The organism is Legionella feeleii (genome assembly GCF_001467625.1).
Lineage (GTDB): Bacteria > Pseudomonadota > Gammaproteobacteria > Legionellales > Legionellaceae > Tatlockia > Tatlockia feeleii.
This window is the reverse complement of record NZ_LNYB01000085.1, coordinates 80,532-80,751: the sequence shown is the minus strand read 5'-3', so window position 1 is coordinate 80,751 and position 220 is coordinate 80,532. Positions and strand designations below refer to the sequence as shown.

Below are 220 nucleotides of genomic sequence, written 5' to 3'. Positions count from 1 at the left end.
GCTCTAAAAGATTCAGCGAAGCAAAACATTTTACACTTTGCGATGAAAAGTACCGCTGGGTTTTCTATGCTTTGCGAGGAGTTGGAAAAAAAGCCAGAGCTGTTTGCGCAATTAATTAAAGCCCAAGATGACGACGGAGACACTCCTCTTCATCAAATGATTCAGTTCAATCGTGTGGACGCGTTATGTATTCTGCTTGACATAGGGAGTAAAAACACCA

The 220-nt window shown here is 41.8% G+C and carries 1 protein-coding gene; it reads left to right on the top strand.

Going from position 1 to position 220, the window contains the following annotated elements:
• Nucleotides 1-220 (top strand): hypothetical protein (locus Lfee_RS17715; protein ID WP_238584935.1); only part of this gene is annotated, 220 nt, incomplete at both ends.